The following is a 24,328-nucleotide window of genomic DNA, read 5'->3' as shown; positions in this document are numbered from 1 at the left end:
GAAACAACCCGTGGTTTTGAAGCTGTTGTGAGGTTGCGGGACCTACTTGTTCAGCGCCGCGAGATAGGCCTTCTCGATCTCGGTGGCCATCACCTCGGCGCCGAATCGCGCCCTTAGCTCGTCGGCCTGCGGCATCATCTCCCGGTACTGGTCGCGCTCGCCGAGCGCGGTCTTCATTTTGCTGGCAAGCTCGACGGGATCCGCCCGGATCAGGGCAGGGGAGCCCTCGCCGAAAATTTCCGGAATGCCGCCGACCGCGGTCGCGATCATCGGCATGCCGGCGGCCAAAGCCTCGAGCACGATATAGGGCATCGCCTCCGCGCGAGACGGAACCACGACGAGCTCGGCCAGTGCGAAGGCGTCCCTGGCCGGCATGGGGGGCCTAAAACGGACGTGGCTGTTGAGGCCGAGTCGCGCGACCTGCGCGTGGTAGCGCGGCAGGTCGTCGCCATCGCCGACCATCACAGCGCTCAAGGGGCGTTCAAGGTCGCTGCCGGCCAAAGCCAGCGCATCGATGAAGATATCCGGACCTTTCAGGTCGCGCATCATGCCGATGTATAGGAAATCGGCGGCATCCGACGCCGGCGCCACCGGTTCGAATTCGGCGGCGCGCAGGCCGTTATAGACGAGCCGGTTGGGTATGGGCGGTTCGCCGACCTTGCGGCAGTACGTTTTCCGCTCGTAGTCGGAAACGAACAGCAGACAGTCGGTGAAGCGCGCCATGAAGCGTTCCAGTCCGAAGAACAGCTTTCCTGTCGCTGTCGCCTCATCATAGTGGAGGGAGCCGCCATGCGGCGAATAAAGGCGGGCCACGCGAGACCTTGAAACCCGCAACAGTGAGCCGAACAGACGGGCATAGGCGCCACCTTTCGCGCCATGCCCGTGCAGCACGTCCGGCCGCAATTCCTGAATGATTCTGTAGGTACGCCAGGCGGAGGCGATGTCGCCGGGCCCGACATGGCGCTGCATCGGTGTGCGATGGATGCCGAGCGCCAAGTTGTCTTTCATTGCTTCGAACAGCCGCTCTTCATAGTCGCCGCCGGTCGTCGAATCGCAGACGATTCCCACCGCGTGACCGGCGGCGACCTGCGCCTCGGTCAGGTCGCGCACATGCCGGAAGATTCCCCCGACAGGTGAGCGAAAGCAGTGGACGATCCTGAGATTCAGCGCCACGACGGCTTTTTCAGAACAGGCGTTCGCGGACGTAGACGGTATCGCCGGGCAGCAGCGGATCGGATGTCAGTACCCGTCCGGTCATCACCTTGCCATTGAGGTCGCGTGTGACGTCGACGCTCTCCTGATTGGCTCGCGGGGTGAAGCCGCCGGCGATGGCAACCGCCTTCTGCACGGTAAGCCCCGGCACGTAGGAATACTGGCCGGCAGCGCCCACTTCGCCCATCACGAAGATCGGCCGGTAGCGGTCGATCTCGACCGAAACGTCGGGATCGCGCAGATAGCCTTGGCGCAATTTGTCGGCGATCTCCTTTTCCAGCTGCTGCGCGGTGTGGCCGCGCGCCGGCACCGCGCCGACGAGCGGGAAGGAGAGATAGCCGGACTGGTCGACGCTGTAGGTGTTGGTCAACCCGTCCTGCTCGAACACCGTGACACGGACGCGATCGCCGGCGCCGAGCCGGTAGGGCTGGTCGAGCACTTCATGGAAGGCTGCGGGCGTCGGGCGATAGCTCGAGCAGCCGGTGAGAAGCGACAGGACAAGCAAAGCGCGGAAGAGGGAAGCAGTGCTTTTCATGACCGACCAGGAACCCTCATCGCAATTGCCGCGAGCCGCGGCACGACCCCAAGAAAGTGCGACCGTTATCATCCTGTTAGGGTTAATGGGCGGTAAAGGAGCGCGGTCGGGGATCGCGTCGACCGGCAAAAAGCCCAATTGTTCTATTGCTTTCGAGCAACGTTCTTTGAGTGCTCTCTAATAAGCAGGCATTCTGATCTTAACGGGTGAGTTACCATAGTTGTTTACGGTCCATCCTCGACTCAAAGTTCGGAGCAGGATGCATGTCCGTTCAGTCCGCGGCCGCAGATGTCGATGTCGACCTGAAACAGCTTTTCGCCAGCCTGGCGAGGAACTGGCTGCGCATTGTTCTTGTCACGCTTGTGGTCACCGGACTCGCCTTCGCTTTGGCCTGGCTCGCGACGCCTTACTACAAGGCGACAGCCAAGCTGGAGATCGGCTCGCGCGAATCGGAATACACCCGTCCGCCGGGCACCACCGATGACGACAAGCCGATTCTCGACGAACAGGGCGTGGCCACCCAGGTCCAGATCATTTCCTCGCCCGACATCCTCAAGCAGGTGGCGGCCAAGTTGAACCTGGACAAGCTGCCGGAGTTCGACGAAACGCTGAAGATGTCGGCGCTCGGGCGCGTGCTCGTTCTCGTCGGCTTGAAAAGCGATCCCTTCGATATTCCGCCGGAAGAGCGCGTGCTAAACGCCATGCACGATAAGCTCAACGTGTACGCGGTCGAAAAGACACGCGCGATTGCGATCGAGTTCGCCTCGAAGGATCCCAAGCTTGCCGCCGATATCGCGAACGGCATTGCCAACGCCTATATCGCCTCCAAGAGCGACGCCAAGCTCGAATCGAACGCGGCCGCCACCGACTTCCTGGCCCCGGAGATCGCTGACCTGCAGAATCGCGTGAAGGACGCCGAGGCCAAGGTTGCGGCGTTCCGCGCCCAGTCAGACCTTCTGATGGGCGGCAACAATGCTGTGCTGCCGACTCAGCAGCTCTCCGAACTGTCGAGCGAGTTGTCGCGCGTGCGCGCCAGCCGCGCCGCCGCCGAGGCGAGCGCCGAGAGCGTGCGCCGGGCGCTTCAGAATGGCGGTTCGCTGGACAGCGTGCCGGAGGTTCTGTCCTCCGAGCTGATCCAGCGACTGCGCGAGCGGCAGGTCGAACTCCGGGCCAACATTGCCGATCTTTCCACGACCCTGCTCGACAACCATCCGCGCATTCGCGCGCTGAAGTCGCAGCTTGCCGACTTGGACGGCCAGATTCGCAATGAGGCGCAAAAGATCATTCGCGGCCTGTCGGCCCAGGCTCAGACGGCTAAGGCTCGCGAGGATCAGCTGGTCGCGGACGTCAACACGCTGAAAGCCGCCTCGGCGCGCGCCGGCGAGCAGCAGGTGCAGTTGGACGCCTTGCAGCGTGACGCGAACGTTCAACGCCAACAGCTTGAATCATATATGGCAAGTTACAACGCGGCGGCCTCGCGCAAGGATCGGAAATACTCGCCTGTCGCGGCGAGCCTGATCGCGCAGGCCCAGGTGCCGTCCCAGCCCTACTTCCCGAAGATCGGGCCTATCACCGGGGCTGCCGCAGCCGCTTCGCTGCTGCTGATGGTGATCGGCACGCTGCTTGGCGAACTGTTCTCCGGCCGCGCCATGCGTCCTGCCCCTGGTGCCCGTTTTGAGAGCATAGAGCAGGTGGCGATGCCTGTCGCTCGGACGGAATCGGCGATCGCCGAGGCACATGATGGAGGCCGTGCTTTTGCTCCTTACGAGGAAGCCGCGCCAGGCCATTCCATCGCGGATGCGGAATTCCCAAGGCCGGCCGAGAGCGAGCCGGTAGAGGTTCATGCCGCCGCTGCCGAATCTGCTAAGTCCGTTGTCGGGCTTTCAGAACTTGGCGAATCCGCGCCGGAGCCGCGCCAATCCCGGCTCGGCGAGATCGATGTCGACAAGGCGGCGGAGAAGCTGATCGCTTCGGGCGCCGCGCGCGCGATCTTCGTGTCGCCCGAAGGCGACGAGGCGGCCGCTTCCGCCGTGCTGGTGGCGCGCGAAGTCTCCGACGCCGGCCTGCGCGTGTTGCTGCTCGATCTGACCGCATCGGGTGCGGCGTCGCGGCCGATGCTGGACTCGAGCCTGTTTCCGGGCATCACCAATCTTCTGGCCTCCGAGGCGCAGTTCAGCGACGTCATCCATCCCGATCTCTATTCGGATGCGCATGTCATTCCGGTCGGCACCGCCGATCCAGTCCGCGCCATGCGCGCCGCCGACCGGTTGCCGATCATTATGCAGTCGCTGACCACCGCCTACGACCTCGTCGTGGTCGAATGCGGTCCTGCCGACGCGCAGGGCATAAGCCGCCTGGTCGGCGACGGCACCGAAGTCTTCCTGTCGATGCTGGAAGCCGACGACCATGTGACCCAGGCAGCGGTGAAGCTGATCGAGAACGGCTATCCGGGCGTCACGCTGGTCACTCCGGTCGGCCATGAGCCGGGAGATCCATTGCCCGGACGCCGGTCGGCTGCGTAGGCTGGAGCCCGACAAGGCTGTCCTGCGCTGCAGCTACGCTTTGCCAAGGATAACCGCGTGGTACCGGAAACCGAGAGCGCGGGCGCGGCTCAGCCCTGGGGCATGAGAATCCTTGGGTGCAAGACCGGACCGGGGCATTTCTCGGTGACTCCCGCACTTTACATCGGCGGCAAGGGACCTAGTTTCGGTGTTTCGCGCCGCGCATTCTGATGCGCGGATGATCGAGAGCGGGGCCATGATCCCTAGGCCGGTCCCCAAAACCCCCAAAGGATGGCTGCTATGACACAGGCCAAGAACGGCGATACCGTACGCATCAATTACACTGGGCGTCTGGTCGACGGCACCCAATTCGATTCTTCCGGCAGTGAACCGCTGCAGTTTACGCTGGGTGAAGGACAGGTTATTCCAGGCCTCGAAACCCATGTCGAGGGCATGGAGGTCGGCACGAAAAGCACCGTCACAGTTCCCGCTGGTGCCGCTTATGGCCCCCATCGGCCCGAGGCGGTCGTAACCATCGACCGCGCCGCCGTGCCGGCAAACATCAACGTCGATGTTGGCACTCGGCTGCAGGCCCGCACCCGCGAGGGACGTCCCATGCAAGTAACGATCATCGGCGTCGACGACTCAAGCGTCAAGCTTGACGGCAATCATCCGTTGGCCGGAAAGGACCTTGTATTCGACGTTGAATTGGTCGAGATCGTTCAGGCGGCATAGTTAGCGACTCTTGCCAGGTCTAGCTGTCGTCCTCGGCCGCGACAGGTGCTGCCTGTCCGGCCGCCCTGCGGCGCAGCATCTTGGTCAGATTCCAGACTGTCGGGTTGTTCTTGATGAAGGCCTTCGCCCGCGCGCCTTGCCGCATCGCCGCGGCCAACGCATGGCCCTTCAGCGTGAGTGGCGCAAGCACCTCGAAATGTTGGACCTCGATATCGCACCAGAGTCGCTTGTAAGGCTCGTCGCCGACGGAGAAGTCATACACTTCGTAGCCGAGCTCGCAGGCTTCCAGGATGTTGTCGAAGAACAGGAAGTCGCCAGGGCTGGCGAAGGCGAGATCGTCGTCGGCGATGGCGCCGAACTCGCAGATCAGCCGTTTGCCGCAGCGGCTGGAGCCGGTGACCGCGCGCAGCTTGCCCGCCACGTCAAGGCCGTGCAGCAGGAAGGTCGGCTTTTTCTCGGTCAGTGCATCAGTGAACAGCGCCCGGAAGAAGTCGCGCACCTGCCTGTCGCCGAAGACATTGGCGATGCCCATCTTGGCGAAACGCACCTCCTTCATCTCGAGGAAGGCATCGAGCAGCCTGTCGACCTCCTCGGGGGTGCGGGCCTCGACGCGGCGGAAGGCGCCGACGGCCTCGAACTTGCGCGTCTGCGAGCGGTGCTTCTTGCGCTTGCGCTTGCCGCTCGCGCGCGACAGCAGCGCGTCGAACCCGCCGTCGAGATCGACAGCGAGCGCAAGGTTCGGACTTGGGAAACTGGGCAGCATGGCCAGTGGATTGGCTATGCCGTCGAGGTCCGGCAGCAGCCTTTCCAGTGAGATCAGGTCGATATCCGGCCGCGTTCGGGCGATTGCCTTGAACATCAGGCGGATCGCCGGGCCGTCGATGGTGAGCAGTAAACGTGGATCGGCGGCGGCGAAATTGCCGTTGGCGTGACGCCCTCCGGGGAAACGGGCAACCTTGAACGGGCCTCGCCGCACGACTTCCAGCGCCAGCGATAGCGCCGGGCGGGCATCACAAGCCAGCGTCGCGACAACCATGTCTGCGCCCGTCGCGTTTGCCCATTTGGTCACCCATGATGCGCTTTGCGCCGGCGCGAACAGAGCCGAGGCGCAGAATTGAACGTAATCTGCAAGGCCGGCGCCGTCGCCTGTGGTAGCGGCCCACCGGCCCTGATCGGCTCCCATCGAGCGCGCGGAAATCTTGTTGGCCGCGACCCGGTTGCCGTCAAATGACGCGGCGGCGTCAACCATCCCTCAATCCTTAAGACGTATTGGTTCCGACTTGGGGGGTCGCATGGGCGAATGTCGTGCTTGGATGAGCCTAGGCGCAAAAGGTGAAGGAATGATCGACGGGGGCGAGACAATCCGGAAACTGGCGTTGAACCTGGCGCGCTACTCAGGTCTGGCGCCCCTGGCGCGGCCGTTTGTCGGCGGCATCGGCGCCATTTTGATGCTGCACCGTGTCACCGCGACACCGGAGAAGCCGAACAGCGTCAACCGGCATCTTAACATCGCTCCCGCTTTTCTTGACAGGCTTATCGCCGACATGAAGGGAAGGGGTTATGCCTTTGTTTCCCTTGATGAAGCGATCGAACGCGTCAAGATGGGCGGCAAAGGCGGCCAGTTCGCGACGATCACTGCCGACGACGCCTATCGCGACAACATGACGGAGGCGCTGCCGGTGCTCGAGAAGCACGGCGCGCCAATCACCATCTACGTCGCCCCCGGCCTGATTGACGGCGCCGTCGATCTCTGGTGGGACGTGATCGAGGACATCGTCGACACCAGCTCGCGCCTGACGCTGACGATGGCGGGCAAGCCGACGGTGATCGATTGCTCGACACGGGGCAGGAAGATCCAGGCCGTCGCGCGGCTGAACGCCTGGCTGACCGTGGAAGTACCCGAGGAGGAGCAGGGTGCGGCGTTGCGCGAGCTTGCCCGATCGAACGGCTATGAACTCGGTACAGGCCGCCGGTGCACCTTGATGAATTGGGACGAGCTGCGCGACATGGGCGCCCACCCGCTGGTGACCATCGGCGCGCACACAGTCAATCATCGAAGCTTGAAGCGTCTGTCCGAAGCCGATGCGCGCCATGAGATCGGTGACGTCCGCCGTATACTCAAGGAAAAGCTGGGCGAGGAGCCGTGTCATTTCGCTTATCCCTACGGCTATGCCAGCGCAGTCGGCTGCCGCGAAGTGGGTTTTGCCCGAGACGCGGGCTATGTCTCGGCGGTGACGACACGGCATGGCGTGCTGCGCGCCGAGCATGCCGGCTACCTGCACGCGCTGCCGCGCATCTCCGTCAACGGCCGCTACCAGAGCGTCGCCCATGTCCGCACGATGCTGTCCGGCATCACCACGCCGCTGGCCAACGCCGGCAAGATGGTGGTGACCATCTGACCTGACCGGCACCGCCGGCGTCAGCGAGGATCAGCCCTTCGGGCGCGGCTCGATGATCAGCCATTTGATGATGGCCATGGCCGGCAGAACCCAGAGAAAACCGCTGAGCAGGAAGAACAGGAGATGCGCCGTCGGCCCGTATTCGGCGAGCCTGGTGACCGCGACGGCCGACGCGATCAGCGCGTAGATGATGACCAGCGTCACCAGCAGGATGGTTCCGATCAGCTTTTTCAGGCGAATGGGCATGTCGCGGTCCCGTTGATCCGCCCCGATTAGGCCGATTGGGCGGCGCGCGCAACCGCCGCGGCCTGGCGCGACGGCGTGCCGCGCTGTCCAGCCTTGCCACGGCGCGAGCCTTGGTCCACCACTCCAGCGTTTCAATTGCCGGAAAAACGTCCATGGCTGCCATCACCGCCACGGCCCCCTATGCCGCACGCGACCGAGATCTGCGCAACCGCGCCCTGGTGCGCGGCTGGCTCTACCTTGTCCTGCTCGTTTTGTTCGCGCTGGTGCTGGTCGGCGGCTCCACCCGTCTCACCGGCTCTGGGCTGTCGATCACCGAGTGGCAGCCGATACATGGCGTCATCCCGCCGCTCAACGACGCCGAGTGGCAGGAAGAGTTCCAGCGCTACCAGCAGATCCCGCAATATACTGAGATCAACAAGGGCATGCGCCTCGAGGACTTCAAGTCGATCTTCTGGTGGGAGTGGGCGCACCGCATCCTGGCGCGTAGCGTTGGCGTCGTCTTTGCCTTGCCGTTGCTGTTCTTTTGGGCGACGCGCCGCATCGAACGCGGCCTCGGGCCGAAGCTCGTCGGCATTCTTCTGCTCGGCGGACTGCAAGGCGCCATCGGCTGGTGGATGGTGGCTTCGGGTCTGGTCGATCGCGTCTCGGTCAGCCAGTACAGGCTGGCAACGCATCTGACGTTCGCCGCGCTGATCTTCACCGCCACCATGGTGGTCGCGCGAGGTCTCGCGCCGCATTCCGAGCCCGCCGCTGATCGTTCGACACAGCGGCTAGCCGGTTTCATCGTGCTGCTCGCGCTGATCCAGATCTATCTCGGCGGCCTGGTCGCCGGCCTTCATGCCGGGCTTTCCTACAACACATGGCCGCTGATGGATGGAAGCGTGATCCCGTCCGATCTGCTTCTCTTGAAGCCCGCCTGGCTGAATTTCTTCGAGAATCCAAAGACTGTGCAGTTCGTGCATCGCATCGGCGCCTATACGGTCTTTGTCGTGGCGCTCTGGCACATGATCGCGACGTGGCGGCGCCAGCCGGGCACCACCCATGCCCGCCGGGCCACGCTTCTGTTCACGCTGGTGGTCGTCCAGGCCTCGATCGGCATCGGCACGCTCTTGATGCAGGTGCCGCTGCACATGGCGTTGACGCATCAGGCGATCGCGCTGGTCCTGCTCGGCTTCGCCACTGCGCATTGGCGCGGCACCAAGGGCGCCTATCCGCTGCCGACGGGGATTGCCGTCAGGAACTGACGGATCACATCGAGAACAGATGCGATTGTGTCGCCGGTTCGTTGTCGAACTCCGCCTGGCGCGTGGCTGCGGCGGAATTCGTTGACTGATCCTGATCGGCCTTTTTCGCGTCGGCGGCCTTGAACGCGGCGAGCTTGGCCTCCAGGGCCGCGATCTGCTGCTGCAGCCTGGCGGCATCGACCTGGTCCTGAGCAGCCTTGGTCTGGTCTTGCAGGGCCTGGATCTGCTTTTCGAGATCGGCCTCCTGGGCGGCGTTGTCGGACGACGTGGATGAAGAATACTGCACCGCTTTGACGGAGCTCGAGATCGCACTGACCATGGAAATTCCTTTGTGGAGAGCCGCCCCCACCAACGGCCGATTATGGTGAACCGGCGGTTACCGCGGCTGACCCCGGCCACAGTGACCAAGATTTCGACCGTACCTTTCGAACGGCTTCAACGACGACAACGATCTCGGGAGCGCTGAGCTTCCAGCGCTCGGGAAACACTAGCACGATCGTTCAGTGCTTGATGCCGAGCATAAGATCGAGATTCTGCACGGCAGCGCCCGACGCGCCCTTGCCGAGATTGTCGTAGACGGCCATCAGCAATGCCTGCGCCCGTTCGTCATTGGCGAACACATAGACCTTCATCCGGTTGGTGCCGTTATAGATCTCCGGATCGATCTCCGGTATGCGCTCGACGTGGGTGTAGGGCGCGACCTCGACCACGCCGCCGTCGATCGACGCGTAATGGTCGGCGATCGCCGCGTGAAGCTCGGCGCCGGTCGGCACGCGGTCGAGACCGCCGAGCTGCAGCGGCACCACGGTGATCATGCCCTGCGCGAAATTTCCCACCGCCGGCTGCATGATCGGATCGTGCGACAGCTTCGCATAGGTGCGCAGCTCCGGCACATGCTTGTGCTGCAGCGTCAGCCCGTAGGGCAGGAACTCGGGCGCGTCCTCGCCCTTGCCGACATAATCCTCGATCATCGGCCGGCCGCCGCCGGAATAGCCGGAGATGCCGTTGACGGTGACCGGAAAATCGGCCGGCAGCAGGCCCGCGGAGACCAGCGGCCGCAGCGTCGCGATCGGGCCCTGCGGCCAGCAGCCCGGATTGGCGATGCGCTTCGCGCTGGCGATCTTCCTCGCCTGGTCCTTGTCCATTTCGGCAAAGCCATATTCCCAGCCCTCGGCGACGCGATGCGCGGTCGAGGCGTCGATCACCTTGGTCGTGTCGTTCGTGATCAGCGATACGCTTTCCTTCGCCGCCGCATCCGGCAGGCAAAGGATCGCGACGTCGGCCGCGTTGAGGAATTCGGCGCGCGCGGCGGTCTCCTTGCGGCGCTCGGTCGGGATGGAGATGATCTCCAGGTCACCGCGGTCGGCAAGCAGCGCCCGGATCTGCAGGCCTGTCGTGCCGTGTTCGCCGTCAATGAAGATTTTCGGTTTCATGACTTACCAAATTCCCTGCGATTCAATGTCATATACCGTGAGCATGATTTATCGCGGCATGATTGCCGTTGTTCAACTCTTCCGCCCGTGCTTTTCGTTCCGCCAGCAGGCCGAGATAGTGCATGGCGATGATGGATCCGGCGATCGCCGTTATATCGGCATGATCATAGGCCGGCGCAACCTCGACGATGTCGGCGCCGACGACATCGACCTGGCCGAGTTGGCGCAGCGTCGACAGCATCTTTGCCGAGGAAGGGCCTCCTGCCACCGGCGTCCCGGTGCCGGGCGCGAAGGCGGGATCGAGGCAGTCGATGTCGAAAGTGAGGTAGGTCTTCTTGCCGCCGGTGCGCTCGACGATCGCATAGGCGATGTCGGAGGCACGCATTTCCTCGACCTCATGGCCGTAGAGGATCTTGATGCCGAACGTATCCGGCGCATGGGTGCGGATGCCGATCTGGATCGAGCGGTCGGGGTCGATGATGCCTTCTTTCACCGCGCGGGCGACGAAGGAGCCGTGGTCGATGCGCTTGCCGTCGTCCGGCCAGGTGTCCTGATGCGCGTCGAACTGCACCATCGCCAGCGGCCCGTGGATCGCTGCATGCGCCTTGAGCAGCGGCCAGGTGACGAAATGGTCGCCGCCGAGCGTCAGAAGGAACGCGCCTGATTTCAGGATCTTGGCCGCTTCGCGCTCGATCGTGCCCGGCGTCTTCTGGTGATTGCCGCTGTCGAGCAGGCAATCGCCGTAATCCACCACGGAGAGATGCTCGAAGAGATCGCGCGAGAACGGGTATTGCGGGTCGTTGTCGAGGATCGCTGAGGCGCGGCGGATCGCCTGCGGCCCGAAGCGCGCGCCCGGCCGGTTGGTGACGGCGGCGTCAAAAGGAATGCCCCATACGACGGCGTCCGCGCCCTTCACGTCCTTCGTGTATTTGCGCCGCATGAACGACAGCGCGCCGGCATAAGTCGGCTCGAGCGACGCGCCCGTCTTGGAGCGGGCGGTGAAGGCGTGGTCGATCTCTTGGTTCGCCATTACGGGTCCTCGGTTTGCATCGGGGCAGCCACCACTACAGAAGCGGCACCCAACATGCCAGTCACAGCTTGTGGAAACGAGGCGGCGCTCTCCAAAAGGATTTGATCCAAAAACTAGCCGGCTTCGTTCACCGCCTTGTCATCGGAAACGCCTAACCGGGTACCGACCCGGAACGGAGCGATTCCCCGATGCGAACACTCTGGCTGAGCCTTTTTCTGTCCGCCGCGCTTGGTGCAATTCCTAGCCAAAGTCTAGCCGGCCAGACGCGCGCCGCCCAAATCCTCGATCGCTTCGAGCACGCCAACCAATGGCGCGATCATGTGATGATCGCCGCGCACCGCGCCGGCAGCATGCAGGCCGGCAAGACGCTTTACGCGGAGAACTCGTTGGCCGCGGTCGAAGGGTCGATCGCGATAGGCGCCGAGATCGTCGAGGTCGATGTCCGTCGCGCGAAGGACGGCGAGTTCGTCATCATGCATGACAGCTGGCTCGACCGCACCACCACCTGCAAGGGCGAGGTTGTGAACTACACGCTTGCCGAGCTGAAGAAATGCCGGCTGGTCATCGAGGGCACGGGCGCCGTCACCAACGAGACGGTGTCGACGCTGCGCGAGATGCTGCTGACGACCAGGGACAGGATCCTGATCAACCTCGACAACAAGCTGGAGATGACCGACCTCCCCGGAATGGTCGCGGAGGCGCGCGACCTCGGCATGGCCGACCAGGTGATCGTCAAGGAGAACCTCTGGAACCGGCAGCGCATCGATGCCGCCAGTGCCGCGCTTTCCAGGGCAGGCGGCGGCTTCCAGTTCATGCCGATCCTCGCCGACGACGCCGTGTATGACGCCGCCTTCGCCGCTGAGGTCGACAAGGCGTTCGCGCCGCGCGCCATCGAATTGATCAACTGGCGCAACGGCGCCGAGACGCTGACCGCCTCTGGCGGGCCGCTGTTCAGCAACCATATGCGCGCCGAAGCGGCCCGAGGCGATTGGCACCTTTGGGCCGACACCTACGCCATCGTGCGCAAGCCGGGCGGCTTCCTCGCCGGCGGCCGTGGCGACGAACTCGCCGTCGCCGCCGGCCTGCCACGCGAAGCTTGGGGTTTCTGGGTCGACCGCGGCGCAACGATCATCCAGACCGACGAGCCGAAAGCGGCTATTGAGTGGCTGGCCGCGAACGGGTATCGGGTGCCTTACACTACTAACATCAAGCAGGCCGAGCCGGCGCACACGGCGAGCATCAATTAGGACCCGGCGTGGCGCTTCACCCCGCCCGGCGCTTCGCGCGCCGACCTCCCCATCGAGGGAAGGTAGCGCGTCGTGCCAACTGTAGTCGCTCCATGCCAGCGTGCCAGCGTTCGAGTATAAAGCGCGGCGCGGGCGGGGTGCTGCGCCGAGCTACGCTGCTTTCGCCACGCCATCCAGCTCGTTCAACACATCAGCCGACAACTCCAACTCCGCGGCCGCTAGATTCTCCCGCAGATGCGCGACCGACGACGTGCCCGGTATCAGAAGGATATTGGGCGCACGCTGCAGCAACCACGCCAGCGCCACCTGCATCGGCGTCGCGCCGAGCCGTTCGGCCACGTCGGACAGCGTCGATGATTGCAACGGACTGAAGCCGCCGAGTGGGAAGAAGGGCACATAGGCGATGCCGCCGCGCGCCAGCTGGTCGATAAGCGCGTCATCGTCGCGATGCGCGAGATTGTAATGGTTCTGCACGCAGACGATGTCGCAGATCTTGCGGCCTTCCGCGATCTGCGCGCGGGTGACGTTGCTCAAGCCGATATGGCGCACGAGGCCTTTGCGCTGCAACTCGGCCAGCGCGGACAGCGGAGCCTCGATCGAACCCTCCGCAGGGCCGTGCACGTCGAACATCAGGCGCAGGTTGACGACATCCATCACGTCGAGCCCGAGGTTGCGAAGGTTGTCATGCACGGCCTGCTCGAGCTCCTTGGGCGCGAAGGCCGGCAGCCAGGACGCGTCATCGCCGCGGCGGGCGCCGATCTTGGTGACGATGGTCAGATTATCGCGGTAGGGCGCCAGCGCTTCGCGGATCAAAAGGTTCGTGACGTGCGGGCCGTAGAAATCGCTGGTGTCGATATGGTCAACGCCGGCGGCAACCGCTTCGCGCAGCACGGCGATGGCCGCGTCATGATCTTTGGGCGGACCGAACACACCTTTGCCCGCAAGCTGCATGGCGCCGTAGCCGAGGCGGTGGACCGAGCAGTCGCCGAGTCTGCCGGATTTGTCTACGCTGGACATCGTGGTCTCCTTCGCTGTCGACGAGGGAGATAGAGCATGGTCACTGTCCCGATAACCGGCTATATTCGGAACGGCTTGTGCGAGATTCAGTACAATGGCGGTTGACCTCAATGATCTTCAGGCGTTCATGGCCGTGGCGCGCGCCGGTGGCTTTCGCGAAGGCGCCCGCGCCACGGCGGGCAGCGCCTCCGCGCTCAGTGATGCCATCCGCCGTCTGGAAACCCAGCTCGGCGTCCGGCTCTTCAATCGCACGACGCGCAGCGTCGCTTTGACCGAGGCTGGCGCCGGCCTGCTGGCGCGGCTCGGCCCCGCGCTGAGCGAGGTCGAGGCAGCGCTCGATGTGGTGAACGGCTTTCGCGACCGGCCTGCCGGAACCTTGCGGCTCAACGTGCCGGTAAGCGCCTCGCGGCTGGTGTTGCCAAGGATCGTTCCGGGATTTCTCGCCGCCTATCCTGCCATTCGCCTGGAGGTGATCGCAGAGGAGAATTTCATCGATCTGCTGGTGGCAGGCTGTGATGCCGGCATCCGCTATGATGAGCGGCTGGAGCAGGACATGATCGCCGTGCCGATCGGGCCGCGCACGCAGCGCTTCACCACCTCCGCCGCGCCGTCCTACCTTGACCGGCACGGCCGGCCGCAGCACCCGCGCGACCTGCTTGGCCATGCCTGCATACGCGGCCGCTTCCCGAGCGGGGTCATGACGCCCTGGGAGTTCGAGCGGGACGGTGAGGTGGTGCGGGTCGATACCACGGGACCATTGCTCGTCAGCATCGGCGGAGGCGTCGATCTCGCCATCGATGCGGCGATCGCCGGCGTCGGCATTCTCTGGCTGTTCGAGGACTGGGTACGCCCGCATTTCGAGAGCGGCGCGCTGGAGCCCGTGCTGGAGCCGTGGTGGCAGGAATTTTCCGGTCCGTTTCTCTACTATCCCGGGCGCCGTCTGGTGCCCGCGCCGCTGCGCGCCTTTATCGACTACATCAAAACGCCGGCGGGACACTGGTAGCGGAAAACAAAAAGGCCACCCGAAGGCGGCCTTTTCGAAAGCTTGGATTTCGCAGCGCTTAGCGCTTCGAGAACTGGAAGCTGCGACGGGCCTTGGCCTTGCCGTACTTCTTGCGCTCGACCACGCGGCTGTCGCGGGTCAGGAAGCCGCCCTTCTTGAGCACCGAGCGCAGGCCCGGCTCGTAGTAGGTCAGCGCCTTGGAGATGCCGTGACGCACCGCACCGGCCTGGCCGGAGAGGCCGCCGCCGATGACGGTGGCAACGATGTCGTACTGGCCGGCGCGGTTGGCTGCGACGATCGGCTGGTTGAGGATCATCTGCAGCACTGGACGCGCGAAATAGGTCGCGAATTCCTTGTCGTTGACAGTGATCTTGCCGGAGCCCGGCTTCACCCAGACGCGCGCGATGGCGTTCTTGCGCTTGCCGGTGGCATAGGCGCGGCCCGACTTGTCGAGCTTCTGGACATGCACGGGCGCGGCCGGCTGCGCGGCCACGGTGCCGAGTTCTGCGAGCGAGGAAAGCTCAGCCATTACGAAGCCCTCTTGTTCTTGGAGTTCAGCTTGGCCACGTCGAGCGTGACGGGCTGCTGGGCGGTGTGCGGATGCTCGGCGCCGGCATAGACGCGGAGATTCTTCATCTGGCGGCGGCCAAGCGGGCCGCGCGGGATCATGCGCTCGACGGCCTTCTCGACGACGCGCTCGGGGAAACGGCCCTCGAGCAGCTGGCGCGCGGTGCGCTCCTTGATGCCGCCGGGATGGCCAGTGTGCCAGTAGTAGACCTTGTCGGTGTACTTCTTGCCGGTGAACACCACCTTGTCTGCATTGATGACGATGACATTGTCGCCATCATCGACATGCGGGGTGAAGGTGGGCTTGTGCTTGCCGCGCAGATGGTTGGCGATGACAGTGGCCAGACGACCGACGACGAGACCTTCGGCGTCGATCAGCACCCACTTCTTCACCACATCCGCAGGCTTCTGCGAAAAGGTAGCCATGGTTTTGCTCTCAGGTTGACCTTTCAGACCCGAAGGACAGAAAGGCGTTTCTTGTTGCTTGGATTGACGGAAAGTCCGCCAATAACAAAACGGCGGCCTTTCCGGGCCGCTGCTTCGGGTGGGCTTATAGGCGAGGGCGCCTGACGCGTCAAGGCAACGAAAAATGAGTTCAGGCGAATAAATATAGAAAAAAACAATCTCTTGATAAGGCGGTACTATTTTACCGCATCATTCTCGCGCTTCCTTGGAATGGAATAGGTCCCGGTGGCATGCGCCACAGTGTGCCCATCCGGGCCCGCCACGATGTCGATGTCGAACACCATCAGGCTCTTGCCGAGCTTCAGGATCCGGCAATGGCCATCGATCGGACCGGCATCGGCCTTGCGCATGAAATTGATATCGAGGTTGACAGTCACCGAGAGCGCGTCCGGTCCGGCATGGCTGAGCACGCAGACATAGCCGCCGATGTCGGCCAGTGTGAACAGCGACGGGCCTGAGACCGTGCCGCCGGGGCGTAGATGCCGTTCGTTCGCATTGAGCCGCACTGTGCAGCCGCCGGGAAACACGTCGATCGCCTCGTAGGAGGTGAAACTGTCGTTGAGCTGCGGATAGACGCTTGCCATCAGCGCATTGACTTCGGCCGCATTGAGCATTGGCTTCAGATCGCTTTGGGCGGGCATGGGCAACGTCCTATATGAGGTGACAAGCTCCGGCGATATGCCTGGACCAAACGGTGCGACCGAGAAAACACGCCTCGCGGCTGTTCTTCAACCGGCAGCGTGTTAGTTCTGTTGCTCCATGCGCCGCGCGCGCTGACCAGAGAGATTGGAAATGGCTGAAGTCGTCGCCATCAAGCCCGCCGTCACCGACGGCCCCGTTCTTGTCAGCCAGGACAAGGGCATCCTGCGCCTCACGCTTGCCAGCCCACCGGCCAACGCGCTCTCGCTGGCAACGATGGCAGCACTTCAGGCGCAGTTCGACCGAGTGAGGGCCGACAAATCCGTCCGCGTCATCATCATGGCGGCGTCGGGCAAAGTGTTCTGCGCCGGTCACGACCTCAAGGAGCTGACGGCGCATCGCGCCGAAGCGGATCGCGGCAAGACCTTCTTCGAAAAGACCTTCGCTGCCTGCGCGAGCCTGATGCAGACCATCGTGCGCCACCCGAAGCCGGTGATCGCCGAGGTTGATGGCCTTGCCACCGCCGCCGGTCTGCAGCTGGTCGCGAGCTGCGATCTTGCCATCGCTTCGCACGAGGCCACCTTCTGCACGCCGGGCGTCAACATCGGCCTATTCTGCTCGACGCCGATGGTGGCATTGTCGCGCAACGTCTCGCGCAAGCAGGCGATGGAAATGCTGCTCACCGGTGAGACGATCGATGCTGCGACAGCCAGGGAGTTCGGCCTGATCAACCGCATCGTGCCGCGCGAATATCTGAATCAGGTTGTCAACAAATACGCGCAAACCATTGCTTCCAAATCGTCTTTGGTGGTCAAGGCAGGCAAGGAAGCCTTCTACGCCCAGGCCGAGATGGGGCTCGCTGACGCTTATGCCTATACCGGCCGCGTGATGGTGGAAAACATGCTGGCGCGCGACGCCGAGGAAGGCATCGGCGCCTTCATCGGCAAGCGCAAGCCGGAGTGGACCGACGAGTAGCCGGTTTGAATGAAGCCGCGCCATTTCATCGTTGAAGGTTCGATGTGGCTGCCCGCAAGCAACTAACGCGGCTGAAAGCGCCCTATCTCAAGCGCATCCTGCTTGAGCCGTCGCGCGTTGCCGACTGGGAGCAATATCCCTGGAGCCTGCCGATTTTCCGCGACCGCGAATTCGAGTTCGAATTCGCTTCGGCCATCACCATCATCGTCGGCGAAAACGGTACCGGCAAATCGACGCTGCTGGAAGCCATTGGCGCGCTGGCTGGCTATGACGAGGCGGGCGGCGGCAAGCGTTATCGTCCGGTAGATCATTCCATCGCCATCGACAAAAGCGGCGCGGCGCTTGCAGATACGCTGTGCGGCCATTGGTTGCCGAAAGTCACCGCAGGCTGGTTCTTCCGCGCTGAATCTTTCTACTCGGTCGCGCGCTATCTCGATAAGGTTGCGCTCGAAGATCCATTCAAGCCTCCGCCGCCCGATTTCCTGTCATGGTCGCATGGCGAAGGCTTCATTCGCTTCTTCGAGGAGCGTTGCCGCCGGCAAGGCATCTACATCCTCGACGAGCCCGAAAGCGCGCTCTCGCCGACCCGCCAGATCGAGTTGCTCAAATTGCTTCAACGCATGGAGCAGTCGGGCACCGCGCAGGTGGTCATGGCCACGCACTCGCCGCTGCTGATGGCTTGTCCGGATGCGCGGCTCTTTCGCATCAGCCGCTTCGGCCTCGACCCGATCGATTTTCAGGACACTGACCATTTTCGCATGATGCGCGACTTCTGCAGCGACCCGGCTGCCTTTCTCGCCGAAGCGCTGTATGAGGACGAGCCATGAATCACGACATTTACGACAACGCCTACATCGCCGGCATTCTGAACTCGGTGAGGACGATCGCCATGGTGGGCGCGTCGCCCAACGACGTGCGGCCGAGCTACTTCGTGTTGAAATATCTATTGGCCAAAGGCTTTTCAGTGTTCCCGATCAACCCCGGCCATGCCGGCAAGGAGATCCTGGGCCGCACGGTCTATGCCAGCCTTGCCGACCTGCCGCAGCCGTTCGACATGGTCGACATTTTTCGCGCTTCCTCGGCAGTGCCCAGCATCATCGACCAGGTGCTGAAGCTCGACCCGCTGCCCAAGGTTGTCTGGATGCAGCTTGGCGTGCGCCATGACGAGGCCGCCGCCCGCGCCGAGGCGGCTGGCATCAAGGTGGTGATGAATCGTTGCCCGAAGATCGAATACGGCAAGCTGTCGGGCGAGATCGGCTGGACCGGCGTCAACTCCGGCGTTCTGTCGTCGAAGAAGCCGTTGATGCGCCAGGGGTTTCAGAGCTTCGGCGTGCGGCAGAAGTAGGCGCCCGGCGGTGCGCGCAAAATTATTCCGGGAAGAAATGGATTTTCTCGGTCGTTCGTCGCAGATCGCGTCCCGAAAGGTATTTTCTTCTTTGCATTCCAACTCGGGCTTCGCCAAGAATGCCCGGCGATTTTTCGAAGGCCAGGAGAGGAAGACTTAGATGACCCGTACGCCCGGTTTCAATACGTTGGCCGTTCATGCCGGCGCCAAGCCCGATCCGGCGACCGGCGCCAGGGCCACGCCGATCTACCAGACCACCTCCTTCGTCTTCGACGATGCCGACCACGCCGCTTCGCTGTTCGGGCTGAAGGCCTTCGGCAACATCTACACCCGCATCATGAACCCGACGCAGGCGGTGCTCGAGGAGCGTGTCGCCGCGTTGGAAGGCGGCACCGCCGCGCTCGCTGTCGCTTCCGGCCATGCCGCGCAGGTGATCGTCTTCCACAATCTGATGCAGCCGGGCGACAATTTCATCGCCGCCAACAAGCTCTATGGAGGTTCGATCAACCAGTTCGGCCATGCCTTCAAGAATTTCGGCTGGGAAGTACGCTGGGCCGAAGCGAATGATCCGGCGACTTTCGAGAGTCAGATCGACGACAGGACCAAGGCGATCTTCATCGAAAGTCTCGCCAATCCGGGCGGCGTTTTCGTCGACATTGAGAAGATCGGCGACATCGCCCGCAAGCATGGCCTGCCTTTGATCGTCGACAACACGCTGGCTTCGCCCTATCTGATACGGCCGATCGAACACGGCGCCGACATCGTTGTGCATTCGCTGACAAAATTCATCGGCGGCCACGGCAATTCGATCGGCGGCGTCATCGTCGACGGCGGTACATTCGACTGGTCGAAGTCGGGCAAATACCCGATGCTTTCGGAGCCGCGGCCTGAATATGGCGGGCTCGTCCTGCACGAGACTTTCGGCAACTTTGCTTTCGCCATCGCCGCGCGCGTGCTCGGCCTGCGCGATCTGGGGCCGGCGATCTCGCCCTTCAACGCCTTCCTGATCCTCACCGGCCTGGAGACGCTGCCGCTTAGGATGCAGCGCCACTGCGACAACGCCGCGAGCGTCGCCGGCTGGCTCTCCAACCATCCCAAGGTCGCCTGGGTGAATTACCCCGGGCTCCCCAGCGACAAGAACAACGCGCTGCAGAAGAAATATTCGCCGCAGGGCGCGGGCGCGGTCTTCACCTTCGGCCTCAAGGGCGGCTACGAGGCGGGCGTCAAATTCGTCGAGGCGCTCGAGCTGTTCTCGCATCTCGCCAATGTCGGCGACACCAAGTCGCTGGTCATCCATCCGGCCTCGACCACGCACCGCCAGCTGTCCGACGAGCAGAAGGTCAAGGCTGGCGCTGGGCCTGACACGGTGCGGCTGTCGATCGGCATCGAGGACGTCAACGACATCGTCGCCGATCTCGAACAGGCGCTCGGCAAGGTCTGAGATGTCGGCATTTCTTACGGTTGATATCAACACCGTCGAACCGGAGGCCGGCGCGCCGGCCCCGGACCGGGTGATCTCGGGCGATCCGAAATTCCGTACCTGGAATGTCGAGGAGCGCGACGGCGGCCTCTATGCCGGCATCTGGGAAGCGACGCCGGGCAAATGGCGCATCTCTTACGACGAATGGGAGTTCTGCCACATCCTGTCCGGCGCCTCGGTGATCGCCGAGGATGGCGGCGAGACGCGCACCGTGCGGGCCGGCGACAGTTTCGTGCTAATGCCGGGGTTCAAAGGGACCTGGGAAGTGCTCGAGACGACGCGCAAGGAATACGTGATCAAGCTTTGAGCGGGCGCCGTCGCTTCTCCATCCTTGGGCCTTCGCCCCGCTTCGCGTCGTTACAGCCAGGGATGACACAGCCGCGTAGGCTTCGCCTCAAAACGTGACCGCAACCCGTTCCAGCCCGTGGAAATGATAAGTGTCGCGGAAGCGTGGCGCCTCCGTCAGGCGCAGATCCGGCAGCCGGTCGAACAGCGTTTTCAGCGACACCTCCAACTCAAGCCGCGCCAGCGGTGCACCGATGCAGAAATGGATGCCGGCGCCGAAGGAGACATTCTTCTGGTCCGCGCGGGCCGGATTGAAGGTGTCGGGCTCGGCAAAAGCCAGGGGATCGTGATTGGCCATGCCGAGCAGAAGCGCGACCATCTCGCCGGGCTTGACCACGATGCCTGGTGACACTTCGATCTCCTCGTAGGCATAGCGCAGGAACATGTGCAGCGGCGCGTCGTAGCGCAGGCACTCCTCGACTGCCGCGACGTTTTTCTCCGGCGTTTCAAAGAACCGGCGTGGATCGCCGCCCTGGGCCAGGATCGAGCGCACCGCATTGCCCGTCTGGTGCACGGTCGCCTCGTGGCCGGCGTTAAGAAGCAGGATGGCCGAGGACACCAGCTCGTCCTCCGAAAGCTTCTGGCCGTTGTCCCGGGCCTCGATCAGCAGCGACAGTAGGTCGTCGCCCGGCTTCTGGCGCCGCTCGGCGACGTAACCGCGCAGAAAGGAAGCGAAATCGCGCGCGGCGCTGTTGGCGGTGTCTTCGATTTCGCGCGTGCGGCCATGCATGTACATGGCCACCATCTGATGCGACCAGTCGAGCAGTTGCGGCCCCATCTCGACTGGAACGCCGAGCATCTCGGCGATGATGGTGATCGGCAAGGGCGAGGCGTAGGCCGGCAAAAGGTCGACGCCGCTTGGCTCGAAACGATCGACCAACTCGTTGGCCAAAGCCTCGATGCGCGGCCTGAGCCGCTCGACCTGACGTGAGACGAAGGCGCGGTTGACCAGCGTCCGCAGCCGCGTATGCACCGGCGGCTCCAGTTCCAGCATGGAATTGGCCTCGATCGCATCAAAGGCCACGAGGTGCGAGCGGTCGTCGCCAACGCCGCGGCTGTCGGGAATACCCGCCGGGTTCTGGCGGCCGAAACGGCGGTCGCGCAGCAGCCGGTTGACGTCATCGAAACCGCCGAAACACCAGAAACCATAGTCTTCCCAGAAGAAGGCGTTGGCAGTGCCGTGCAGGAAGGCATAGGCCTCATAAGGGTTCTGCATGAAGGCCGGTTCGTGCGGGTCGAGATGTAGGCGGCGACTGGTCGGGTCGAAGGCGAGATAGGCTGGCATCATGCTCGATCTTTAGCGCGCCTTGTCAGCGCGATGCCAGACAATGTCTTGGCGCCCGGGACGGAGAAGCGTTGAGCCAGCCGCTAATGACCCGTTTTCAGGATACCCGCCACCTTGGCGGCGATCGCCGCGTCGAGCGCAGGCCAGTTCGCGAGCAACTCGCGCGGAAAGCGGTAGGTGAGGCTGAGATCGTCGCCGACCTGGATATCGCGCTCGCAGGGCGCCAGCGATTCCTCCGCGGTCGGACCGCTGAGGCAACGGGCGACGAACGGATCCTTGCCGGGACGCTCGGCGACGGCCAGCACCTCGTTCAGATAGCCTGATTTTTCGGTGAAAGCGTAAACCGTCGTGCTGCCCGGGCCGGGCGTGCCCGGCTTTTCGATCAGGGCGCTGTAGATCGGCGCGAAACGGCCGCTCATGTCGCGCGACATCATGCGCGGCTCGAACGACAGGAAGATGATCTTCCTGGTCGTCGTGTGGTTGAAGTCGTCGCGCGCGGCCGTGCTGTAGCCGTCCATTTCGGGATAGCGCAGGTAGAGATCGAGCCGCGAGGCGATGCCGTCGCGCCTCGCCTGGTCGAAGCGGATGAAGTTTGCCGGCACGCTGATGAGATTGTTGCCCATGATGACCCGGCGCACTGTCGTGTCATCCGTATAGCCGGCCATGGCGATCGACCGTCCAAGCCATTTGCCGCCGACGCTGATGGCCACCGAAAGCAGCGCCAGCGCCGCGAAGATATAGAAGACTCGCCTCATCAAGGTCGAATCGACGACCTCGAAGTCCCGGCTCTCGGCAGCCGTTGCGTCTCTCATTGGCTCTTCCCCGATCCGTCCGCCTGTCCTCCGGCGGCACAGCCGGCGCGGCATGGCTCTTGCAGCGCGTTGCCACGACTGTGCGTTTTCATGGTAAACGGCTGGTAAACATGGAGCCCGTTGTGCTTGTTCTTTACGGATTTGCGGTTGGTCTAACAGCCTGCGGGTTGGCGGGATCGGCCATGGAACTGTTGTCCGGCCGGCGCCTGGCCTTTGCCGAGCCCTATGTCTCGCCGGTCCATGTCCTGCGTTCGCTCGCGGCAACGGCTTGCGCCGGACCGTTCATGCTCACAAACGAGGCTTTGGCCGCCCGGCGCGAGGGCCGCATCGGCACGATGGCGCTATTGTCCTGCTGCTGCACGGCCATCGCCTGGGCGTTGGCGCTCGGCATCGTGCTCATCGCCATTGCATCCTGGGCCACCGAGAACTTAGGGTCTTTCGAATTCGCTGGTTGAGACGATTCGGAGCCGCAAAATGCCGATCTATGCGATCGATCGCAAAGCGCCTGAGTTCGAGGACGTCGACACGAACTGGATTGCGCCCGACGCCACGCTGATCGGCAATATCCGGATCGGCCGCAATGTCGGTATCTGGTTCGGCGTAGCCATCCGTGGCGATGGCGAGCCCATTACCATTGGCGCCGACACCAATGTGCAGGAACATACGATCATGCACACCGATCCGGGTTTTCCGCTGACCATTGGCGAAGGCTGCACGATCGGCCACAGGGCGCTGCTGCACGGCTGCACGATCGGCGACAACAGCCTGATCGGCATGGGCGCCATCGTGCTGAACGGCGCCAGGATCGGCAACAACTCGCTGGTCGGCGCTGGCGCGCTGGTGACGGAAAACAAGGTTTTTCCGGACAATTCGCTGATCGTCGGCTCGCCGGCCAAGGTGATCAGGACACTGGACGAAGCGGCGATCGAGCGCCTGCGCGCCTCGGCCGCCCACTATGTGGCCAATGCCAAACGCTTCAAGGCCGGCCTGAAGGCGGTATGACGCCGGCGGGCCGCTTCGCTGGTCGTCATACGCGACGGTTATTCAGCGCTTCACGCAGCACAACCACGCCTGCTTCGAAGCCAGTCAGTTCGGCGCCTTCCAGCGCCGTCTCATAGTCGTCGATGCGGGTGCGCAGCGACGGGTCCGCGCCCGAGAGGAGAAGCAACTGGATCGCTTCGGCGTCATGCCGGGAAACCGCATAGTGCAGGGGCGTCCAGTCGTTCACGCCGCGCATATCCGGATCGGCGCCGTGCTCGAGCAGGATATGGATGACGTCCAGCCGGTCAGGCCGTTCCGCCGACAACGCCGCGATGATCGAAGGGAACCCGGCAGGATCTTCGTAATTCGGATTCGAGCCCGCATCGAGAAGCGCGGTGATGAACGCGGCCGGGCTCCAGTAGATGGCATATTCGAGCGGATGGCCAAGGCCGAGCTCGAACGGCATCCGCTCGTCGAACCAGCGCGCGGACCCGCCGAGCGCAACACCGAGGGTCGCGAAATCTCCGGCCTTGAACGCCTCGTCTATGGCTTTGAAAAGCCGATGGCGCTCGCAGTGACCCTCAGGGACTTCCAGCATCGCTTTCATCCGCAATGACCGAGCTATATTGGTTCCTTCCGTCTCGCTTGGAAATGCCGATCGGGCCAGTGGCCCTCAGCTGAGCCCCGATCGTTGCCCTCGAAAGGCACGGCCTGAAACAGCGGAGCCGGCCCCGGGGACAGGGGCCGGCTCCTAAAACCCGGTCGTTGGGGGCCGGGGGGGGGGGGGCGCGACCCGGGGTGGTGACAGGGCCCCCCCCCCCCCCCCCGCGTG

General features: G+C 63.6%; 27 protein-coding genes. 13 read left to right on the top strand and 14 right to left on the bottom strand.

The window, feature by feature from the left end; genetic code table 11:
• Positions 1-42: 42 nt before the first annotated feature.
• A complete protein-coding gene (locus P9272_RS21430) occupies positions 43-1,173 on the bottom strand; it encodes a glycosyltransferase family 4 protein (protein ID WP_278162078.1) in 1,131 nt (376 codons plus the stop codon).
• Between the two features lie 10 nt (positions 1,174-1,183).
• Complete coding sequence (locus tag P9272_RS21425; RefSeq protein ID WP_278162077.1) at positions 1,184-1,747, bottom strand: polysaccharide biosynthesis/export family protein; 564 nt, start codon at positions 1,745-1,747, stop codon at positions 1,184-1,186.
• Between the two features lie 263 nt (positions 1,748-2,010).
• On the opposite strand from P9272_RS21425, the gene P9272_RS21420 reads away from it, so the two are divergent.
• Together P9272_RS21420 and P9272_RS21415 are read left to right on the top strand one after the other, a co-directional pair.
• Positions 2,011-4,269, top strand: a complete 2,259-nt coding sequence (locus tag P9272_RS21420; RefSeq protein ID WP_278162076.1) for an exopolysaccharide transport family protein — start codon at positions 2,011-2,013, stop codon at positions 4,267-4,269.
• A 279-nt stretch (positions 4,270-4,548) separates the two neighbouring features.
• Positions 4,549-4,983: a peptidylprolyl isomerase gene (locus P9272_RS21415; protein ID WP_278162075.1), complete on the top strand. Its 435-nt coding sequence runs from the start codon at positions 4,549-4,551 to the stop codon at positions 4,981-4,983.
• A gap of 19 nt (positions 4,984-5,002) precedes the next feature.
• Here the strand turns inward: P9272_RS21415 and P9272_RS21410 are convergent, their stop codons facing one another.
• Positions 5,003-6,232: a GNAT family N-acetyltransferase gene (locus P9272_RS21410; protein ID WP_278162074.1), complete on the bottom strand. Its 1,230-nt coding sequence runs from the start codon at positions 6,230-6,232 to the stop codon at positions 5,003-5,005.
• Positions 6,233-6,323: 91 nt separating this feature from the next.
• Between P9272_RS21410 and P9272_RS21405 the strand changes: the two genes are divergently transcribed.
• Positions 6,324-7,382 (top strand): polysaccharide deacetylase family protein, encoded by a 1,059-nt coding sequence (locus tag P9272_RS21405; RefSeq protein ID WP_278162073.1) that lies wholly within the window; start codon positions 6,324-6,326, stop codon positions 7,380-7,382.
• Positions 7,383-7,412: 30 nt separating this feature from the next.
• Here the strand turns inward: P9272_RS21405 and P9272_RS21400 are convergent, their stop codons facing one another.
• Positions 7,413-7,628, bottom strand: coding sequence for a DUF2842 domain-containing protein (locus tag P9272_RS21400; RefSeq protein ID WP_278162072.1), 216 nt, complete (start codon positions 7,626-7,628; stop codon positions 7,413-7,415).
• 152 nt (positions 7,629-7,780) lie between these two features.
• On the opposite strand from P9272_RS21400, the gene P9272_RS21395 reads away from it, so the two are divergent.
• Positions 7,781-8,872: a COX15/CtaA family protein gene (locus P9272_RS21395; RefSeq protein ID WP_278162071.1), complete on the top strand. Its 1,092-nt coding sequence runs from the start codon at positions 7,781-7,783 to the stop codon at positions 8,870-8,872.
• A gap of 4 nt (positions 8,873-8,876) precedes the next feature.
• Here the strand turns inward: P9272_RS21395 and P9272_RS21390 are convergent, their stop codons facing one another.
• The 3 genes from P9272_RS21390 to speB form a co-directional block, all read right to left on the bottom strand.
• Positions 8,877-9,224: a hypothetical protein gene (locus P9272_RS21390; RefSeq protein ID WP_278162070.1), complete on the bottom strand. Its 348-nt coding sequence runs from the start codon at positions 9,222-9,224 to the stop codon at positions 8,877-8,879.
• A 148-nt stretch (positions 9,225-9,372) separates the two neighbouring features.
• Positions 9,373-10,305 carry an N-acetyl-gamma-glutamyl-phosphate reductase gene (gene argC / locus P9272_RS21385; RefSeq protein WP_278162069.1) on the bottom strand — a complete coding sequence of 311 codons (933 nt, stop codon included), beginning with the start codon at positions 10,303-10,305 and terminating at the stop codon, positions 9,373-9,375.
• A 28-nt stretch (positions 10,306-10,333) separates the two neighbouring features.
• Positions 10,334-11,335 carry an agmatinase gene (speB, locus tag P9272_RS21380; RefSeq protein ID WP_128261120.1) on the bottom strand — a complete coding sequence of 334 codons (1,002 nt, stop codon included), beginning with the start codon at positions 11,333-11,335 and terminating at the stop codon, positions 10,334-10,336.
• Between the two features lie 188 nt (positions 11,336-11,523).
• Here speB and P9272_RS21375 point away from each other — a divergent pair, with 188 nt between their 5' ends.
• On the top strand, positions 11,524-12,582 hold the full coding sequence (locus P9272_RS21375) for a glycerophosphodiester phosphodiesterase family protein (RefSeq protein ID WP_278162068.1): 1,059 nt from the start codon (positions 11,524-11,526) through the stop codon (positions 12,580-12,582).
• 150 nt (positions 12,583-12,732) lie between these two features.
• Here the strand turns inward: P9272_RS21375 and P9272_RS21370 are convergent, their stop codons facing one another.
• On the bottom strand, positions 12,733-13,599 hold the full coding sequence (locus P9272_RS21370; protein ID WP_278162067.1) for an aldo/keto reductase family oxidoreductase: 867 nt from the start codon (positions 13,597-13,599) through the stop codon (positions 12,733-12,735).
• Positions 13,600-13,693: 94 nt separating this feature from the next.
• Here P9272_RS21370 and P9272_RS21365 point away from each other — a divergent pair, with 94 nt between their 5' ends.
• Positions 13,694-14,602, top strand: a complete 909-nt coding sequence (locus tag P9272_RS21365; RefSeq protein ID WP_278162066.1) for a LysR family transcriptional regulator — start codon at positions 13,694-13,696, stop codon at positions 14,600-14,602.
• Positions 14,603-14,660: 58 nt separating this feature from the next.
• Here P9272_RS21365 and rpsI read toward each other — a convergent pair whose 3' ends face one another.
• The 3 genes from rpsI to P9272_RS21350 all read right to left on the bottom strand — a co-directional run bounded on the left by rpsI (position 14,661) and on the right by P9272_RS21350 (position 16,275).
• On the bottom strand, positions 14,661-15,131 hold the full coding sequence (rpsI, locus tag P9272_RS21360) for a 30S ribosomal protein S9 (protein ID WP_040999876.1): 471 nt from the start codon (positions 15,129-15,131) through the stop codon (positions 14,661-14,663).
• Complete coding sequence (gene rplM, locus P9272_RS21355; RefSeq protein ID WP_040983169.1) at positions 15,131-15,595, bottom strand: 50S ribosomal protein L13; 465 nt, start codon at positions 15,593-15,595, stop codon at positions 15,131-15,133. The genes rpsI and rplM overlap by 1 nt, the downstream gene beginning before the upstream one ends.
• Before the next feature lie 215 nt (positions 15,596-15,810).
• Positions 15,811-16,275: a PaaI family thioesterase gene (locus tag P9272_RS21350; protein WP_128261116.1), complete on the bottom strand. Its 465-nt coding sequence runs from the start codon at positions 16,273-16,275 to the stop codon at positions 15,811-15,813.
• A gap of 151 nt (positions 16,276-16,426) precedes the next feature.
• Here P9272_RS21350 and P9272_RS21345 point away from each other — a divergent pair, with 151 nt between their 5' ends.
• The 5 genes from P9272_RS21345 to P9272_RS21325 all read left to right on the top strand — a co-directional run bounded on the left by P9272_RS21345 (position 16,427) and on the right by P9272_RS21325 (position 20,380).
• On the top strand, positions 16,427-17,248 hold the full coding sequence (locus tag P9272_RS21345) for an enoyl-CoA hydratase (RefSeq protein ID WP_278162064.1): 822 nt from the start codon (positions 16,427-16,429) through the stop codon (positions 17,246-17,248).
• Positions 17,249-17,292: 44 nt separating this feature from the next.
• Positions 17,293-18,075 carry an AAA family ATPase gene (locus P9272_RS21340; protein ID WP_278162063.1) on the top strand — a complete coding sequence of 261 codons (783 nt, stop codon included), beginning with the start codon at positions 17,293-17,295 and terminating at the stop codon, positions 18,073-18,075.
• A complete protein-coding gene (locus P9272_RS21335) occupies positions 18,072-18,593 on the top strand; it encodes a CoA-binding protein (RefSeq protein WP_128261114.1) in 522 nt (173 codons plus the stop codon). The genes P9272_RS21340 and P9272_RS21335 overlap by 4 nt, the downstream gene beginning before the upstream one ends.
• Before the next feature lie 160 nt (positions 18,594-18,753).
• Complete coding sequence (locus P9272_RS21330; RefSeq protein ID WP_128261113.1) at positions 18,754-20,034, top strand: O-acetylhomoserine aminocarboxypropyltransferase; 1,281 nt, start codon at positions 18,754-18,756, stop codon at positions 20,032-20,034.
• Between the two features lies 1 nt (position 20,035).
• Positions 20,036-20,380: a cupin domain-containing protein gene (locus P9272_RS21325; RefSeq protein WP_128261112.1), complete on the top strand. Its 345-nt coding sequence runs from the start codon at positions 20,036-20,038 to the stop codon at positions 20,378-20,380.
• A gap of 87 nt (positions 20,381-20,467) precedes the next feature.
• Here the strand turns inward: P9272_RS21325 and P9272_RS21320 are convergent, their stop codons facing one another.
• Together P9272_RS21320 and P9272_RS21315 are read right to left on the bottom strand one after the other, a co-directional pair.
• Positions 20,468-21,706, bottom strand: a complete 1,239-nt coding sequence (locus tag P9272_RS21320) for a cytochrome P450 (RefSeq protein WP_278162062.1) — start codon at positions 21,704-21,706, stop codon at positions 20,468-20,470.
• Positions 21,707-21,786: 80 nt separating this feature from the next.
• The gene (locus P9272_RS21315; RefSeq protein WP_278162061.1) at positions 21,787-22,515 is read right to left on the bottom strand and encodes a hypothetical protein; all 729 of its coding nucleotides are present in this window, start codon (positions 22,513-22,515) and stop codon (positions 21,787-21,789) included.
• Between the two features lie 110 nt (positions 22,516-22,625).
• Here P9272_RS21315 and P9272_RS21310 point away from each other — a divergent pair, with 110 nt between their 5' ends.
• Together P9272_RS21310 and P9272_RS21305 are read left to right on the top strand one after the other, a co-directional pair.
• Positions 22,626-22,970 carry a hypothetical protein gene (locus P9272_RS21310; protein ID WP_128261109.1) on the top strand — a complete coding sequence of 115 codons (345 nt, stop codon included), beginning with the start codon at positions 22,626-22,628 and terminating at the stop codon, positions 22,968-22,970.
• A gap of 19 nt (positions 22,971-22,989) precedes the next feature.
• Entirely contained in the window at positions 22,990-23,517 is a 528-nt protein-coding gene (locus tag P9272_RS21305) for a gamma carbonic anhydrase family protein (protein WP_278162060.1), read from the top strand.
• A 25-nt stretch (positions 23,518-23,542) separates the two neighbouring features.
• Here the strand turns inward: P9272_RS21305 and P9272_RS21300 are convergent, their stop codons facing one another.
• The gene (locus P9272_RS21300; RefSeq protein WP_278162059.1) at positions 23,543-24,103 is read right to left on the bottom strand and encodes an ankyrin repeat domain-containing protein; all 561 of its coding nucleotides are present in this window, start codon (positions 24,101-24,103) and stop codon (positions 23,543-23,545) included.
• Positions 24,104-24,328 lie beyond the last annotated feature (225 nt).

Source organism: Mesorhizobium sp. WSM4976 (assembly GCF_029625685.1).
GTDB lineage: Bacteria > Pseudomonadota > Alphaproteobacteria > Rhizobiales > Rhizobiaceae > Mesorhizobium.
Note: the sequence above shows the minus strand (reverse complement) of the source record. Positions and strands in the feature narration are given on the sequence as shown.

Excerpts from the sequence above, each read along its gene's own strand:
- P9272_RS21425 (WP_278162077.1), bottom strand. The coding sequence starts at position 1,747 with ATGAAAAGCACTGCTTCCCTCTTCCGCGCTTTGCTTGTCCTGTCGCTT.
- P9272_RS21420 (WP_278162076.1), top strand. The coding sequence starts at position 2,011 with ATGTCCGTTCAGTCCGCGGCCGCAGATGTCGATGTCGACCTGAAACAG.
- P9272_RS21415 (WP_278162075.1), top strand. The coding sequence starts at position 4,549 with ATGACACAGGCCAAGAACGGCGATACCGTACGCATCAATTACACTGGG.
- P9272_RS21410 (WP_278162074.1), bottom strand. The coding sequence starts at position 6,232 with ATGGTTGACGCCGCCGCGTCATTTGACGGCAACCGGGTCGCGGCCAAC.
- P9272_RS21405 (WP_278162073.1), top strand. The coding sequence starts at position 6,324 with ATGATCGACGGGGGCGAGACAATCCGGAAACTGGCGTTGAACCTGGCG.
- P9272_RS21400 (WP_278162072.1), bottom strand. The coding sequence starts at position 7,628 with ATGCCCATTCGCCTGAAAAAGCTGATCGGAACCATCCTGCTGGTGACG.
- P9272_RS21395 (WP_278162071.1), top strand. The coding sequence starts at position 7,781 with ATGGCTGCCATCACCGCCACGGCCCCCTATGCCGCACGCGACCGAGAT.
- argC (WP_278162069.1), bottom strand. The coding sequence starts at position 10,305 with ATGAAACCGAAAATCTTCATTGACGGCGAACACGGCACGACAGGCCTG.
- speB (WP_128261120.1), bottom strand. The coding sequence starts at position 11,335 with ATGGCGAACCAAGAGATCGACCACGCCTTCACCGCCCGCTCCAAGACG.
- P9272_RS21375 (WP_278162068.1), top strand. The coding sequence starts at position 11,524 with ATGCGAACACTCTGGCTGAGCCTTTTTCTGTCCGCCGCGCTTGGTGCA.
- P9272_RS21370 (WP_278162067.1), bottom strand. The coding sequence starts at position 13,599 with ATGTCCAGCGTAGACAAATCCGGCAGACTCGGCGACTGCTCGGTCCAC.
- P9272_RS21365 (WP_278162066.1), top strand. The coding sequence starts at position 13,694 with ATGGCGGTTGACCTCAATGATCTTCAGGCGTTCATGGCCGTGGCGCGC.
- rpsI (WP_040999876.1), bottom strand. The coding sequence starts at position 15,131 with ATGGCTGAGCTTTCCTCGCTCGCAGAACTCGGCACCGTGGCCGCGCAG.
- rplM (WP_040983169.1), bottom strand. The coding sequence starts at position 15,595 with ATGGCTACCTTTTCGCAGAAGCCTGCGGATGTGGTGAAGAAGTGGGTG.
- P9272_RS21350 (WP_128261116.1), bottom strand. The coding sequence starts at position 16,275 with ATGCCCGCCCAAAGCGATCTGAAGCCAATGCTCAATGCGGCCGAAGTC.
- P9272_RS21345 (WP_278162064.1), top strand. The coding sequence starts at position 16,427 with ATGGCTGAAGTCGTCGCCATCAAGCCCGCCGTCACCGACGGCCCCGTT.
- P9272_RS21335 (WP_128261114.1), top strand. The coding sequence starts at position 18,072 with ATGAATCACGACATTTACGACAACGCCTACATCGCCGGCATTCTGAAC.
- P9272_RS21330 (WP_128261113.1), top strand. The coding sequence starts at position 18,754 with ATGACCCGTACGCCCGGTTTCAATACGTTGGCCGTTCATGCCGGCGCC.
- P9272_RS21325 (WP_128261112.1), top strand. The coding sequence starts at position 20,036 with ATGTCGGCATTTCTTACGGTTGATATCAACACCGTCGAACCGGAGGCC.
- P9272_RS21320 (WP_278162062.1), bottom strand. The coding sequence starts at position 21,706 with ATGATGCCAGCCTATCTCGCCTTCGACCCGACCAGTCGCCGCCTACAT.
- P9272_RS21315 (WP_278162061.1), bottom strand. The coding sequence starts at position 22,515 with ATGAGAGACGCAACGGCTGCCGAGAGCCGGGACTTCGAGGTCGTCGAT.
- P9272_RS21310 (WP_128261109.1), top strand. The coding sequence starts at position 22,626 with ATGGAGCCCGTTGTGCTTGTTCTTTACGGATTTGCGGTTGGTCTAACA.
- P9272_RS21305 (WP_278162060.1), top strand. The coding sequence starts at position 22,990 with ATGCCGATCTATGCGATCGATCGCAAAGCGCCTGAGTTCGAGGACGTC.
- P9272_RS21300 (WP_278162059.1), bottom strand. The coding sequence starts at position 24,103 with ATGAAAGCGATGCTGGAAGTCCCTGAGGGTCACTGCGAGCGCCATCGG.